The organism is Vreelandella glaciei (genome assembly GCF_013415125.1).
Taxonomy (GTDB): Bacteria; Pseudomonadota; Gammaproteobacteria; order Pseudomonadales; family Halomonadaceae; genus Vreelandella; species Vreelandella glaciei.
Genome location: NZ_JACCDE010000004.1, coordinates 92,048 through 105,784, shown reverse-complemented (window position 1 = coordinate 105,784; position 13,737 = coordinate 92,048). Strand labels below are relative to the sequence as shown.

The window sequence follows — 13,737 nt, the reverse complement described above, 5'->3', positions numbered from 1 at the left end:
CTTATAAATTAAAAGCGTCTTCCACCAGCTGGCGCTGCTGTTCAGTATGGACGGACATATAGCCAGCTGCTGGTGCAGCAGAGGCAGGACGTCCTGCAAATTTCAACTCGCGTCCGAAGCCATCTTTCAGCATATCGGCCACTGCACGCATATTGTGCTGACTGGAGTACCAAGCGCCCTGATTAAGCGGTTCTTCCTGGCACCACACAATGTCTTCTACATTGGTATAGCCTTGCAGCGCTTCCAGAAGCTCTTCTTTCGGGAAGGGATAAAGCTGCTCAACACGCAAGATTGCCGTGTCATGGCGCTCATTCTCGGCGCGCCAAGCGGCTAAGTCGTAGTAGACCTTGCCAGCACAAAGTACAACGCGGGTGACCTTCTCCGGCGCAAGATCGGCTTGATCAGCGAGCACCATATGGAACTTGCCGTGGGCCAGATCTTCAAGGCTCGACGTCGCTTCTTTATGACGCAGCAGCGATTTAGGCGTCATTACGATGAGCGGCTTACGCAGCGGACGAATCACCTGACGACGCAATAGATGATAAATCTGCGCGGGGGTCGTCGGTACGCACACCTGCATATTGTGCTCAGCACACATTTGCAGGAAACGCTCCAAGCGTGCCGAAGAGTGCTCCGGACCCTGGCCTTCGTAGCCGTGTGGTAACAGCATGGTCAAACCACACACCCGGCCCCACTTCGTCTCACCGGAGGAGATGAACTGGTCAACGACGACCTGTGCGCCGTTAAAGAAGTCACCAAACTGGGCTTCCCAGATCACTAAATCATTCGGTGCTGTGGTGGAGTAGCCATACTCGAACGCCAGCACGGCTTCTTCCGAGAGGAAGGAGTCATGAATAGTAAAGCGCGGTTGACCATCGGCCATGTTCTGCAGCGGAACATAAGTGGTGCCATCTTTCTGGTTATGCACCACCGCATGGCGGTGGGAGAAAGTGCCGCGGCCCACGTCTTGCCCGGTAATCCGAATCGGGTGACCCTGCTCTAACAGCGTGGCGTAGGCTAACGTTTCCGCAAAGCCCCAGTTCAGTGCCAAACCACCGGCCTGCATTTTACGGCGATCTTCATAAATCTTGGCGACTTGACGCTGAACGTCGACGCCATCCGGCACCTCGCACATACGGGCAGCCAACTGCTGCAGACGCTTCATATCAATCGTCGTGTCTGCATCGCCGGTCCACTCGTGGCCCAGGTAAGGCGCCCAATCAACGAATAGAGAGGCATTGGGCTCTTGCACCAACGCATTGGCTACGTGGTTACCCGCCACCAGGTCATCACGATAGGTCTCTATCATCGCTTTGGCGGACTCTTCAGAGAGCACACCCTGATCAACCAGGCGCTTGGCATAAAGCGAGCGCGCAGAGGGGTGATCTTTTATTTTGGCATACATCATCGGCTGCGTGCCTGACGGCTCATCAGCTTCGTTGTGGCCACGGCGACGGTAGCAGACCAGATCGATCACCACGTCTTTCTTAAACTGCTGACGGTAATCAAGGGCTACTTGAGTGGCGTGCAGCACTGCATCCGGGTCATCGCCATTAACATGGAAAATAGGCGCTTGAACCATCTTGGCAATATCAGTGCAGTATTCTGTGGAGCGTGCATCCAGCGGATGCGAGGTGGTGAAGCCCACTTGGTTGTTAATCACAATGTGGACCGTGCCACCGGTTTTAAAAGCACGGGTCTGGGACATCTGGAATGTCTCCATCACCACGCCTTGACCGGCAAACGCTGCATCGCCGTGGACGTTGATCGGTAGCACTTTGCTACCCTCTTCGTCGTTACGGCGATCTTGGCGGGCACGCACCGAACCTTCCACGACGGGTGCAACGATTTCCAGGTGCGATGGGTTAAACGACATCGCCAAATGGACTTCGCCGCCCGGGGACATGACGTTCGAACTGAAGCCCTGGTGGTACTTCACGTCACCTGAGCCACGCTCAATCACTTTCTTGCCGTCAAACTCATCGATCAAGTCAGCTGGGTTTTTACCCAAAATATTGACCAATAGGTTGAGTCGCCCACGGTGTGCCATGCCAATGACCACTTCCTTGGTGCCATAACCGCCGGCACGCTGGATGAGTTCATCCATCATTGGCACAAACGTTTCACCGCCTTCAAGACCAAAGCGCTTGGTACCTGGATACTTGGATGCCAGGTAATTCTCCAAACCTTCAGCGGCCGTCAAACGCTCCAGTACGTGCTTACGCACATCAGCACTGAAATCAGGCGCACTGCGTACCGACTCGAAACGTCGCTGTAACCAACGTTTCTCTTCCGTATCGACGATATGCATGATCTCGCAGCCGATGGAGCGGCAGTATGTGCGCTCCAACGCATCAACGATGTCACGCAATGGGGCTTTGTCGATACCTAAAAAGAAAGAACCGGTTTGGAACTCGGTGTCCAAATCAGCTTTTGAGAGCTGATGAAAGGACAGATCAAGATCGGGGACGGGGGTGGGATTACGCAGTCCTAGCGGGTCGATATTGGCCTTTTGATGGCCACGGAAGCGGTAGGCGTTAATCAGCTGCAGGACTTTTACCTGCTTTTTGTTTTCACCGCTATCGGCAGCGGCGACTACACGGCCCGGACGACTTTCGCGCCCCAGCTGGTAGAACTGATCACGGACTGGGCTTAGTGGAACATCGTGGGAGGCACTGCCCTCGGGACGCGGCAACTCATCAAAATAGCTGCGCCATTCGTCAGGGACAGACTCAGGATCGGCGAGGTACTGCTCGTAAAGCGCCTCCACGTAGTGAACATTGCCGCCACTAACGTGAGAGGAACGCCACATCAACTCCATTATGCCTTGTTGCATCTCTCGGTCACCCTGCACTGATGGGGTGGTATCGGTATCGTCGCAAACGTGCGGCGACATCGCTATTGCCCTGCCGGCGGGGCGGGACGTTTGCCGGCGGCGCCGGCCAACGGCCGGAAACCCTATTCATCTAACTATTCATTATCTAACGCGTCATACGGTGTTTCGTCTTCAGTTCATGCTCGAAAGCCGGTACCCAAGGCACCGGCTTTCAAACTTGTCTGACCAGCGGTGCGACGTGACGCCGCACCACGTGACAAACCCTATGATAACAAGCGAAGCGCCATGATTTAAGTGGCATTGTTACCCAACTTAAGTGGCACACGCTTTTTTACTCAAATGTCATGAACTTAGGTAGCATCAGCGAGAAGCATTTCACGAATTTTACCAATCGCCCGAGTGGGATTTAGGCCTTTTGGGCAAACCGCCACACAGTTCATTATGCCACGGCAACGGAACACCGAGAACGGATCTTCCAGATTGCTCAACCGCTCGCTGGTAGCCGTGTCACGTGAATCGGCCAGGAAACGGTAAGACTGCAGCAAACCGGCTGGGCCAACAAACTTCTCTGGGTTCCACCAGAACGACGGGCAAGACGTTGAGCAGCAGGCGCACAGAATACACTCATACAAGCCATCAAGCTTGTCGCGCTCTTCCGGCGACTGCAGGCGCTCAATGGCAGGCGGCGGCGTGTCGTTTTGCAGATACGGCTGAATACGCTCGTACTGCTTATAGAACAAGCCCATATCGACCACCATATCGCGAATAACCGGCAAGCCTGGCAGCGGACGCAGCACCAGCTTGTTGTTCTTCACAACGTCTGACAAAGGCGTAATACACGCCAAGCCATTTTTGCCGTTCATGTTCATGCCGTCAGAACCGCAAACACCCTCACGGCAGCTACGGCGAAACGCCAAACCGCTGTCTTGCTCTTTCATCATATGAAGAACATCCAGCACCATCACATCGCGGCCTTTGGTATCGACCTGAAACTCCTGCATGTAAGGTGCGGAGTCGGTTTCCGGATTGTAGCGGTATACGGATACCTGAAGATTGGACATAGTGACTCCCTCTCGTCTATGCGGCGTTTAGTAGGTACGAACCTTAGGCTCGAACGTATCAACAGTTTTCGGCTTGAAGTTAACGTCGCGTTTTTTCAGCTCTTTCGTCGCAGGGAAGAACAGCGAGTGCTTCAGCCAGTTGACGTCATCACGGTCTGGATAGTCGTAGCGCGAGTGGGCGCCGCGGCTCTCTTTACGCTCAAGGGCAGCGATCGCCGTCGCTTCAGCCACTTCCATCAAGTTATCGAGTTCCAGCGCTTCTACACGGGCAGTGTTAAAGGCATTGGACTTGTCAGGCAGGTGGGCATTGGCGATACGCTCACGCAGTAGCGCTAGCTTGTCGACGCCTTCCAGCATGTTTTTCTCTTCACGGAATACGCCGAAGGAAGTTTGCATGATGTCCTGAAGCTCAGCCTTCAGCTCAGGAATACTTTCACCACCCTCAGACTCATTCCAGCGCGTGATCCGCTTCATGGCCGACTCAATGTCAGACTCAGAAGCGTCCAGGTACTCAATGCCTGCGTTCAGCGCACCTTCGATAAACATACCCGCGGCACGCCCAAACACTACCAGATCGAGCAGTGAGTTACCGCCCAAGCGGTTGGCACCGTGAACCGATACACACGCCGCCTCACCACAGGCAAACAGACCGTTAACGATATGATCGTTACCGCTTTCGTCCATGGTAATCGCCTGACCATGAATATTGGTCGGAATACCGCCCATCATATAGTGGCAGGTCGGCACGACCGGGATTGGATCTTTTGCCGGGTCAACGTGAGCAAAGGTCTTAGAAAGCTCAACGATACCGGGCAGGCGCTTACCAAGCACCTCTTCGCCCAGGTGATCAAGCTTCAGGAAGACGTGATCGCCCTTCTCGCCACAGCCACGACCTTCCAGAATTTCCATGACCATTGAACGAGCAACAACGTCACGGCCGGCCAAATCTTTGGCGTTCGGTGCATAACGCTCCATAAAGCGCTCGCCGTCTTTATTGATCAGGTAGCCGCCTTCACCGCGGCAGCCTTCTGTGACCAGCGTGCCCGCACCGTAAATGCCGGTCGGGTGGAACTGCCACATTTCCATGTCCTGCATCGGGAAGCCCGCACGCAGCGCCATACCGATGCCGTCACCGGTATTGATCAAGGCGTTAGTCGTGGAGGCGTAAATACGGCCTGCACCACCGGTCGCGAGTACCGTGGCCTTCGATTTAACGTGAACTACTTCGCCCGTCTCGATGCACATGGCGATACAACCGACCACGTCACCGCTGGCGTTTTTGACCAGATCAACCGCGTACCACTCGTTGAGGAACACGGTATCGTTCTTCAAGTTATTCTGATAAAGCGTGTGCAACAGCGCGTGGCCGGTACGGTCAGCCGCCGCACAGGTACGTGCCGCCTGGCCACCTTCACCGAAGTTCTTTGACTGACCACCGAACGGACGCTGATAAATACGGCCGTTATCTAAACGCGAGAACGGCAGGCCCATGTGTTCGAGCTCAAAGACCGCTTTCGGGCCTTCAGAACACATATACTCAGCCGCGTCCTGGTCAGCGATATAGTCGCCGCCTTTAACGGTGTCGTACATGTGCCAGCGCCAGTCATCATTCGGGTCATCAGACGCGATTGCACAGGTGATACCACCCTGAGCAGAAACGGTGTGAGAGCGGGTCGGGAAAACTTTCGATAACACGGCCGTCTTTTTGCCGGACTTGGCAAGTTCAAGCGCGGCTCGCAGGCCAGCACCACCGCCACCAATGATAATGGCGTCAAACGTCAGGCTACGCAGATTAGACATGTAATCAAGCTCCCCACAGAATTTGAATGCCCCACACCAAGTACACGAAAATGCCCAGGATGATGACAGCTTGGACACCCACGCGCAGGCGAGTGGACTTGAGATAGTCGGTGGTGACGGTCCATAGGCCGATCCAGGCGTGCGCGGCTAAGGCGACGAACGCCAGTAGCGAGAAAATCCGCATCCACGTCTGGTTGAACAGGCCGCTCCACGCGTAGTAATCGAGATCGGGATTAAACAGCAGGAAGGCAACGATAAAGACCGTGTAGATGGCCAGAATTACCGCCGAAACGCGCTGCATCAGCCAGTCAGAAAGCCCACTACGGCCAAAACTTGTGATGTTAGTTACCATACCCAAACTCCTGCCAGAATAATCAGAACGGCACTGACCACGACGGTGATCTGCGCTTTTTGTACGCCACCTTCAAGGGTTACCCCAATATCGGCATCCATCAGCAGGTGCTTAATGCCTGCTACAAAGTGGAATGCCAGGGCGGACAACAGCCCCCAAGCGATTAACTTAGCCAAGAAATTATTGGCCAGCACATCGCTAACGGCGTCAAAACCCGCCGGAGATGACAAGGATTTACCCAGCGCCCAAAAAGCGAAAATCAGGCCAATGAACAGGATGACACCCGTAATACGGTGTGCGATCGACGTCAGGGCCGGCAGTGGGAAATGGATCGTAGTAAGGTCTAGGTTTACGGGTCGTTTGCTATTCACGGCTTTGTACACACTCTCTTGGCCCGCTCTGCGACAGGTCGGGCATGGCCCGAGCGGGCGGTGGTTGCTGGAAGGGGCTCGGCCGTTGCCAAGTCGGGCACGACCACCTACCTGCCGGTCGCGCGCCGTGGATTATAAGAACCTTCGCCCTCGCTTACAAACCGAACTCAGGCTTAACTCGACTATGGTGCAAGAAAATTACCATCATTCGGATTCGATTTTGCGCTGCAGCATCGCTATAGTGACGATAGAGTAGCAATTTGATAAGCCTGTTAACATCTCATGTTAAACTATTGTTAAAATATCGCCGGTCTTTTAACGCTTTGTCATATTGTAGACTTTTAAATCTTATACAACACTCATCATAATAACAATTTTTGTACAATACACAGCTAGCGCTTAGGCTAATTGACAAAATGTCGCACACTTCTATAGTGGGCAGGCCTTTTCGCCGGCGCGGTATGCGCAGCAACGACTTTACGTCCCAACCCGAATTCGAAAGGAGGCCAGCATGGCTGACAGGAAAGCGACATTGACGGTAGACGGTCTTGATAAACCGATCGAGCTACCCATGTATTCCGGCACACTTGGCCCCGACGTCATCGACGTACGCGGCTTAGGCGCTGAAGGCCTGTTCACCTACGATCCCGGCTTTATGGCCACCTCTTCCTGCCAATCTGCCATCACCTATATTGATGGCGGCAAGGGCGTACTGCTTCACCGCGGCTACCCCATCGACCAGCTGGCCAAAGAGTCTAATTTCGTAGAAGTGTGCTACACCCTGCTATTTGGTGAGCTACCTAACGACGAGCAATACGCAGATTTTGAATCGCGCATTCGTAACCACACCATGGTTCACGATCAGATCAACAACTTCTTTAAAGGGTTCCGCCGCGACGCGCACCCGATGTCTATCCTGTGTGGCGTAGTCGGCGGCCTAGCCGCTTTCTATCATGACCATATGGACATTACTCAAGAAGAAGATCGTGTGATTAGTGCGATCCGTCTGATTGCTAAAATGCCGACGCTGGCGGCCATGTCGCACAAGTATAATGTGGGGCAGCCGTTCAACTATCCGCGCAACGACCTGAGCTATGCAGAGAACTTCCTCTACATGATGTTCAGCAACCCGTGCGAAGAGTACAAAATTAACCCGGTATTCGCGAAAGCCATGGACCGCATCTTTATGCTACATGCGGACCACGAGCAGAACGCCTCTACCTCTACGGTACGCCTTGCAGGCTCCACGGGCGCTAACCCATTCGCCTGTATCAGCGCTGGTATCGCGGCACTTTGGGGCCCCGCTCACGGCGGCGCTAACGAAGCCGTACTGGCGATGCTCGACGAAATCGGCGAAGACTCCGAAGAGAACATCCAGCACTTTGTCGATAAAGCCAAGGACAAAGACGACCCATTCAAGCTAATGGGCTTTGGCCACCGCGTATATCGCAACTTCGATCCGCGCGCCAAGGTAATGAAAGAGACCTGCGACGAAGTACTTGCAGAACTCGGCATGGCCGACGACCCACAGCTTAAAATCGCCAAGCGTCTTGAGCAGATCGCCCTTGAAGACGAGTACTTCATCGAGCGTAAGCTATACCCGAACGTAGACTTCTATTCAGGCATCATCCTGAAAGCGATGGGTATCCCCACCAATATGTTCACCGTGATCTTCGCGGTATCGCGCACCATTGGCTGGATCTCTCATTGGCACGAAATGCTCAGCGAAAGCTACAAAATCGGCCGTCCGCGTCAGCTCTATATTGGTCATGACCAGCGCGACTACCCGAAAAAATAAATCAACACCCCGCTTGATCAAAGGCCACCTTCGGGTGGCCTTTTGCGTAAGGTCCCTTTCACGCTGGGCTGGCATTACGCCAGTCACCTGCCAGCGACTTGAGCCAACAAAGGTCTCTACTCGCCTGTCGTTCGCACCGCTACACCAACGAGGGCTTGAGCAAGTTCACCGCCTGACGGGCTACTATAATGCCCGTGCAACCAACACCAGCTGACTTCGCTGGGTATCTCCATTACTTAGTCAATTTTGAATCAACCATTGCGCTAAATCACCACCATTAAAACACCTGAGCACCCCTAATATCGCTTGACATTTTTGCCTCTCGGCTTCGCTCAGGGTTTTCCACACTATCTGTGGATAACCCTGTTCACAACCACTTCAAAACGTCCCACAATCGCCATGGGCAGTGGGCCAGCCTTAAATTGGTCATTTTTTGATCTAATGTAAGTCATTGTTTTTTAATGATTTAAGTTCTGTTCAATATTTTTTGCGTCAACAACAAGGGGTTGTGCACAACCTTGAAATCAGAATCGCAAAAGTGGACAAGTCAAGCATAAAATCGCCCAAAAAGTGGCGATTTGTAGCTTTTTTGTGAACGGCAGGAACGCAGAAATCCAGCAGATGAGAAGACTCATTGCCAGAAAAAACATTAGAAAGGGAGTAGTAAGCAGTGGCGTCCCATAGGGGGTTCGAACCCCTGTTACCGCCGTGAAAGGGCGGTGTCCTAGACCACTAGACGAATGGGACGTATAACACTAGACATATAACGCTAAAAGCGTGTCTTCCCGAGCAACTATTCACATGCTGCTGAATTGGTGGAGCCTAGCGGGATCGAACCGCTGACCTCAACACTGCCAGTGTTGCGCTCTCCCAGCTGAGCTAAGGCCCCACATGTCGCGAAGACGGAGCGTATAATACTGATTCCCCTGGCCTTCGTCAACATGAAAAACGCCAATTACTTAAAGATAAGAAATTGGCGCTAGCACTATCTCAATTGCGGTTAGCTGATGTTACTAAGCTCTTTCACAGAGCTCTTTCACAGAGCTCTTTCACAGAGCTATTTCACGAAGCTATTTCACGAAACTCTTTTTCAAAGCGCTTCGCCTGTTTCTTAGAGACGCCACCCAACACCTCTATCGCGCTGCGCAGGCGAGCCCGGGTAACGTCGGAGCCAAGAATCGCCATGGCGTCCATAACCGAGGTGCTGGACGTACTGCCGGTAATCGCAATAAACACCGGCGCCAGGAACGCTTTCATTTTCAAATCAAAATGCTCGGACAGCAGCTTAACTTCGCTCAGTAGCGCCTCTTTATTCCAAGCGGAGACGCCTTCAAATCGCCAAACAAGGAACTGGAGCAGTTTTACCAGCTCCTCTTCCTCAAGCTTCACACTCTCAAACGACTCTTTAGTCAGTGCTGGCAAGCCCGAGAAGAAGTGCCCTGCCAACGGCATGACCTGGGAGAGCGTTTCTACCCGCGGCCGTACCTGCGGCAGAATCTGCTTAATATAGGCTTCATTGAAGGCCCACTCACGCAGCGCGCTTAACAGCGCATCGTCGTCCAGGTCTTCACGAATATAGACGCCGTTCAGCCAGGTCAGCTTCTCCAGGTCGAATACAGGGCCGCCTAACGAGACACGCTGCACATCAAATTCTGCCATCATTTCTTGCAGACTGAATTTCTCGCGCTCATCGGGCATTGACCAGCCCATCCGCCCCAAATAGTTGGTGACGGCCTGGGGTAAAAAGCCCATTCGACGGTAATAGTTGATCGACGTTGGGTTCTTGCGCTTGGAGAGTTTGGATTTATCCGGGTTGCGCAGCAGCGGCATATGACAAAGTTGCGGCATTTCCCAACCAAAATACTCATACAGCAACTGGTGCTTTGGTGCGGAGTTAATCCACTCCTCCCCACGCAACACATGAGTGATTGCCATTAAATGGTCGTCGACCACGTTGGCTAAATGGTAGGTAGGCATGCCATCTGATTTGAGCAAAATTTGCGCGTCTACCTGCGCCCACTCCACCTCGATTATGCCACGCAGCATGTCCTTAACAACGCACACGCCTTCGGCGGGCACATTCATGCGCACTACATAAGGCCAGCCCTCTTGCTCACGGCGCGCTTGCTCTTGTGCATCCAGCGCTAAATCTGCAGGTTTTAAGGCCAGCTGCAATCCTGCGGCTTTGCGTGTCTCACGCAGCTCATCCAGCTCTTCACTGGTGCGGTAGCACTTAAACGCATGACCGGCATCCAAAAGTTGTTGAGCGTGTTGGGCATAAATGTCGCCACGCTCGCTTTGCCGATATGGGCCATAGGGGCCACCCACATCAGGGCCTTCATCCCACTCAAGACCCAGCCAGCTCAATGAATCAAGAATCATCTGCTCTGATTCAGGCGTAGAACGCACCCGATCAGTGTCTTCAATACGAAGGATAAATTGGCCGCCATGCTGACGAGCAAAACATAGATTAAAAAGCGCGATGTAAGCCGTACCAACGTGGGGGTCCCCTGTCGGAGAAGGCGCGATGCGAGTACGTACGGTCATGAAAACGTCCTATTGGCAAAAATGCATAGCGTTATTATACGCACCTTAGGCGCAACCAACAGCGGCACCCAGGGAACAACTCGCGCAAGAAAGCGTCAGAGAAATTAACTCAACGTTATTTGTCCACTAATGCGCGCTAAAGCACAATCGCTTAGTATGGCACTGTAGCAACCCCTTGAGCGCATACCTCAAGACTGAAGCAGAGCAATAACGTATGTTCGTAGCGCCACTATTTATATTTTATATTGAAAAAGACGACTATAGTGGAAGACATTCACGAGCTTTTTAGCTCATCATCAGGAAAACGAAATGGAATCGCTAGGCTCACGGATCAAGCAACTGCGGCTTAGGGCCAAGCTCAACAAAGCTGCCCTTGCACGCAAAGTTGGCGTGTCAGATGTCACCATTTCTTATTGGGAATCCGGGGCGATCAAACAGATCGGTCACGAACGCTTAGTTGCGCTCGCTGACGCCCTCGACTGCTCCCTGGCAACACTATTGGAAGGTGATAGCGCACCCGAGCTATTAACGTTGACCCATACTGGTCCCCTCCCCTGGGAACAGGTACAGGCAACCACCATTAAAGTGCCCAGTCATTTGCCGTTGAATATCGACTGGAAAGCACCATGTGTGATGGCAACCCCTGGCCAAGGTACAGATTTTTCGCCCGTTAACGCTGGCGACTTACTGCTGCTCGGGCCTACGCATGTGTTTCATAAAGCGGGCCACTACGTGGTGCAACGCGATGATCGTTTCGTCATTGAGCACTTCGCCAAAGCCCCCAGTGACACATCGATTCATGCAGTATTATTAGCCCATTGGCATCCTGCCTAAAGCGTCTACCTCCCCGGACTCTCTAGCACCTCCACCTGGTCACGCGTTTGCCTTGGCTCACTCCCCACCAGGAAACGCTGTGAGTAGGTGGCCACCTGGCCCAGCCCGTGGCGGGATTGGCTAACAAGCTCTCCCGCCAGGTGCTGGCCCTCGTGGCCAATACGCGCCTGCACGGCGACTGGCTGCACGCTGCCTTCCGAGACTTCCACACGGACATCGTAGCTTCCATCGGGCAGCCCACTGCCAGAGCCAAACGGACCGGCTGCAAATTGACCATTCTCGATTTGCGTTCTTGCCTGCCAACGCACCCGGCTGATCTCACGTTCGACTACAATGCGTACCTGGGTGCCATCCGGTAAGTTGCTTTTGCCTTCCACCATTAAGCGTCGATCGCTACGTAAGGCGACCTGCGTCGATATTTCGACAACAAGCGGCTCTACTTCTACCTCAACAATTTCCGACTCAGTCACCGGGGCTTCAGGGGTGGCCTCAGGTTGCGCGGAGGAAGCCGTGTCCGTTGACGGCTCCTCCATGTCGTTACAGCCTGCCAATAGCGCAACTACCACTACCAAAATGCCAACATTGCCTATTACCTTGCGCATACGAACTCCGAAACATTACTTGTCCTGCAGCTTACCACTGCATCGCCGCCACCACAGTGGAATACTCGACTTTGGCCCCGCTACACGCGCCGCTTCCGGTACAATGTGCTTATCGTGCTAACAAGACACTTTTAGGAGCAGCGGATTTGGACATCATCTGGTGGTTGGCATATGTAGCGCTGGGCGGCTTTGTTGGCTTGATGGCAGGCTTATTAGGGATTGGCGGCGGTGGCATTATGGTGCCGATTTTAACGTCGCTATTTGTACTTCAAGGTGTGCCCCATGAACATCTCGCCCACTTGGCGTTAGGCACTGCCATGGCGTCTATTATCCCTGCGTCTACCGCCAGCCTGCTTTCCCACCATCGGCACAAGGCGGTACGCTGGGACATCGTGCGGTTTATTACCCCCGGCATTTTAGTCGGCACGTTTTTAGCTACCTTTATCGCCGCACTGATCCCCACCCGTAGCCTAGCCATCTTTTTCGCCTGTTTTATGGTGCTAATGTCACTCCAGATGTTGGCAAACATCAAGCCCAAACCGAACCGCGGCCTACCTGGCCCGATGGGAGTAAGCGGAGTGGGCCTGGGCATCGGTGGTATTTCTGCGCTTGTGGCGATTGGTGGCGGCTCACTAACCGTGCCCTTCCTCACCTGGTGCAACGTCAAACTCCCCCGCGCGATTGGCACCTCGGCAGCCGTCGGGCTACCCATTGCCGTCGCCGGGGCGCTGGGTTACATCATTAATGGTTGGAGTACAGCCGGGCTGCCTAGTGCCGCGCTAGGCTATGTTTATCTTCCCGCGTTTCTACTAATGGCGCCGTTCAGCATTCTCACCGCTCCGATTGGTGCCAAACTCGCCCACAAGCTGCCCGTCGCCCTACTCAAGCGCGTATTCGCGTTTATGTTGATGGGGCTGGCGCTACAGATGGTGTATGCGGTGTTTACGGCGTGAGGAAGAGCGGATAGCGTTAAACTCAAGCGCGCCCTTTGAGAGGCTGCGCGGAGTAGCCTAAAAAAACAATGCCCCGGCCACCTTTAATGGCCGGGGCATTTTGTATCTATCGAGCGCGAACCTCTACGCTGTCTGCGATCAGCTGATTACAGGCGTTGATCGAGCCACTTTTTCACGTCCAGCTGCTCGCGCATATCACTCGGCAACTCATCACGGATCATCTCTTCACCCTTGTGAAGCGCCGTAATGGGGGCGGAAGCGGACAGCACCGTGTTCAGCATATAAAGCACTTCATAACCCTGCTGGCGGTTAAATAGCGTGCTGTCAGGCTCACCCGTTACGCGTGGATCATCGCTAGGTGCTGCGTCCCAATCGTAGTGATCCAGGCTCATGTTCGTTTGTGTAAAATTAGCCATTTAGCACCTCTTTCATCCAATGAAATTGCCCCTAAAACTTGGGGCCGTAGCCGCCTCCTTCATGGCGACACCCCCAGCGTAGCAAAGAATTTCATTTATGCTCGTTCAATCAAGGCTACAAGAAAGCGGGCGTGATGATGATTGGCCTTATTGATGAAAATCGGCAG

11 protein-coding genes and 2 tRNA genes are annotated in these 13,737 nt (G+C 53.5%); 3 read left to right on the top strand and 10 right to left on the bottom strand.

Translation table 11 applies throughout. The annotated features are described in order from the left end of the window. Position 1: 1 nt before the first annotated feature. From HZS80_RS04185 to sdhC, 5 genes are all read right to left on the bottom strand, one after another. Positions 2–2,836, bottom strand: a complete 2,835-nt coding sequence (locus HZS80_RS04185) for a 2-oxoglutarate dehydrogenase E1 component (RefSeq protein WP_035563102.1) — start codon at positions 2,834–2,836, stop codon at positions 2–4. Between the two features lie 350 nt (positions 2,837–3,186). Continuing rightward, positions 3,187–3,897: a succinate dehydrogenase iron-sulfur subunit gene (locus HZS80_RS04180; protein WP_008958564.1), complete on the bottom strand. Its 711-nt coding sequence runs from the start codon at positions 3,895–3,897 to the stop codon at positions 3,187–3,189. A gap of 27 nt (positions 3,898–3,924) precedes the next feature. Beyond that, positions 3,925–5,697, bottom strand: coding sequence for a succinate dehydrogenase flavoprotein subunit (sdhA, locus tag HZS80_RS04175; protein WP_035563058.1), 1,773 nt, complete (start codon positions 5,695–5,697; stop codon positions 3,925–3,927). A gap of 4 nt (positions 5,698–5,701) precedes the next feature. Continuing rightward, positions 5,702–6,049 (bottom strand): succinate dehydrogenase, hydrophobic membrane anchor protein, encoded by a 348-nt coding sequence (sdhD, locus tag HZS80_RS04170; RefSeq protein WP_035563055.1) that lies wholly within the window; start codon positions 6,047–6,049, stop codon positions 5,702–5,704. Then, positions 6,043–6,420 carry a succinate dehydrogenase, cytochrome b556 subunit gene (gene sdhC, locus HZS80_RS04165; RefSeq protein WP_200897104.1) on the bottom strand — a complete coding sequence of 126 codons (378 nt, stop codon included), beginning with the start codon at positions 6,418–6,420 and terminating at the stop codon, positions 6,043–6,045. The genes sdhD and sdhC overlap by 7 nt, the downstream gene beginning before the upstream one ends. A gap of 511 nt (positions 6,421–6,931) precedes the next feature. On the opposite strand from sdhC, the gene gltA reads away from it, so the two are divergent. Continuing rightward, a complete protein-coding gene (gltA, locus tag HZS80_RS04160) occupies positions 6,932–8,218 on the top strand; it encodes a citrate synthase (RefSeq protein WP_035563050.1) in 1,287 nt (428 codons plus the stop codon). 671 nt (positions 8,219–8,889) lie between these two features. Here the strand turns inward: gltA and HZS80_RS04155 are convergent. The 3 genes from HZS80_RS04155 to gltX form a co-directional block, all read right to left on the bottom strand. Beyond that, a tRNA-Glu gene (locus HZS80_RS04155) sits at positions 8,890–8,965 on the bottom strand. Between the two features lie 66 nt (positions 8,966–9,031). Continuing rightward, positions 9,032–9,107 (bottom strand) — tRNA-Ala (locus HZS80_RS04150). Between the two features lie 173 nt (positions 9,108–9,280). Continuing rightward, positions 9,281–10,765, bottom strand: coding sequence for a glutamate--tRNA ligase (gltX, locus tag HZS80_RS04145; RefSeq protein WP_179915251.1), 1,485 nt, complete (start codon positions 10,763–10,765; stop codon positions 9,281–9,283). A 309-nt stretch (positions 10,766–11,074) separates the two neighbouring features. On the opposite strand from gltX, the gene HZS80_RS04140 reads away from it, so the two are divergent. After that, positions 11,075–11,599: a helix-turn-helix domain-containing protein gene (locus tag HZS80_RS04140; RefSeq protein WP_035563045.1), complete on the top strand. Its 525-nt coding sequence runs from the start codon at positions 11,075–11,077 to the stop codon at positions 11,597–11,599. 5 nt (positions 11,600–11,604) lie between these two features. Here the strand turns inward: HZS80_RS04140 and HZS80_RS04135 are convergent, their stop codons facing one another. Next, complete coding sequence (locus HZS80_RS04135) at positions 11,605–12,201, bottom strand: hypothetical protein (RefSeq protein WP_179915250.1); 597 nt, start codon at positions 12,199–12,201, stop codon at positions 11,605–11,607. A gap of 146 nt (positions 12,202–12,347) precedes the next feature. On the opposite strand from HZS80_RS04135, the gene HZS80_RS04130 reads away from it, so the two are divergent. Next, positions 12,348–13,154 carry a sulfite exporter TauE/SafE family protein gene (locus HZS80_RS04130; protein WP_179915249.1) on the top strand — a complete coding sequence of 269 codons (807 nt, stop codon included), beginning with the start codon at positions 12,348–12,350 and terminating at the stop codon, positions 13,152–13,154. Between the two features lie 146 nt (positions 13,155–13,300). On the opposite strand, the gene HZS80_RS04125 is transcribed toward HZS80_RS04130, so the two are convergent. Beyond that, positions 13,301–13,570 carry a hypothetical protein gene (locus tag HZS80_RS04125; RefSeq protein ID WP_179915248.1) on the bottom strand — a complete coding sequence of 90 codons (270 nt, stop codon included), beginning with the start codon at positions 13,568–13,570 and terminating at the stop codon, positions 13,301–13,303. Positions 13,571–13,737: the final 167 nt, after the last annotated feature.

Bases quoted from the DNA above. Each gene is read 5' to 3' on its own strand.
- HZS80_RS04125 (WP_179915248.1), bottom strand. From the start codon at position 13,570: ATGGCTAATTTTACACAAACGAACATGAGCCTGGATCACTACGATTGG.
- gltX (WP_179915251.1), bottom strand. From the start codon at position 10,765: ATGACCGTACGTACTCGCATCGCGCCTTCTCCGACAGGGGACCCCCAC.
- HZS80_RS04135 (WP_179915250.1), bottom strand. From the start codon at position 12,201: ATGCGCAAGGTAATAGGCAATGTTGGCATTTTGGTAGTGGTAGTTGCG.
- HZS80_RS04185 (WP_035563102.1), bottom strand. From the start codon at position 2,836: ATGCAACAAGGCATAATGGAGTTGATGTGGCGTTCCTCTCACGTTAGT.
- gltA (WP_035563050.1), top strand. From the start codon at position 6,932: ATGGCTGACAGGAAAGCGACATTGACGGTAGACGGTCTTGATAAACCG.
- sdhD (WP_035563055.1), bottom strand. From the start codon at position 6,049: ATGGTAACTAACATCACAAGTTTTGGCCGTAGTGGGCTTTCTGACTGG.
- sdhA (WP_035563058.1), bottom strand. From the start codon at position 5,697: ATGTCTAATCTGCGTAGCCTGACGTTTGACGCCATTATCATTGGTGGC.
- HZS80_RS04140 (WP_035563045.1), top strand. From the start codon at position 11,075: ATGGAATCGCTAGGCTCACGGATCAAGCAACTGCGGCTTAGGGCCAAG.
- HZS80_RS04180 (WP_008958564.1), bottom strand. From the start codon at position 3,897: ATGTCCAATCTTCAGGTATCCGTATACCGCTACAATCCGGAAACCGAC.